Raw genomic sequence first — 743 nt, 5'->3', positions numbered from 1 at the left:
GTTACCCTCAGAGTTTTCACCTAGAGCGGCAGCCTTAATGCGGTCGAAGGTTTCGCCTGCCAACAACACTTGAATCAGGGCTACTTGCCGCGGTGGAAGGCTTGGGTTCAATGCGGCGTTTTCTGCCTAAGCACCTTTAAACACACGACCGTTCGCGAGCTCTAATGCCAAACCACTGAGGTTATTGGTATACGGCGCATGGCTCATGTTCATCGCTTCGACGGCTTGTTGAATCAATGCGTCTTCATCATCACACACAAATTGGTGTTTTACTTCGGCCATCAAACCAGACTCAATACCAAGGTCTGCTGGACCAAAAGCTTCTGGTAAGTATTCATGTAATGACTTTTCGTCGCGCTCAGGTAGCTGAACTTTCAACTCTTTAGCAGTCGACAGTTCGTTCATGAACTGGCGGCAGTGACCACAAGGGCTAAAGTTGATGGTGATGTCTTTGACACCGTGTTCGCCTTTCATCCAAGCGTGGCTAATTGCAGATTGTTCTGCGTGAACAGTTTGGCCTAACTGAACACCAAAGAACTCCATGTTTGCACCAAAGTACAGACGGCCAGACAAGCCTCGAACAATTGCACCAACATAGAACTCAGAAATAGGAGCGTAAGAATATGCAGCGGCAAAAGGAAGTAGAGCAACACGCAGCTCTTTATCTGATAGGCTGGTAGCTGAAAGCAATTGCTCAAACTGCGGCGCTGAAAGAGTAGCATCAAAATCGACGGCTAGGACGA

At 48.2% G+C, this 743-nt stretch carries 1 pseudogene; it reads right to left on the bottom strand.

The annotated features are described in order from the left end of the window. Positions 1-743, bottom strand: a pseudogene (cdd, locus tag R7Q09_RS25330) (cytidine deaminase); the annotation flags it as partial.

The organism is Vibrio sp. 2130-1 (assembly GCF_033339515.1).
The sequence above is the reverse complement of the archived record's forward strand: the minus strand, read 5'-3'. Positions and strand labels throughout refer to the sequence as shown.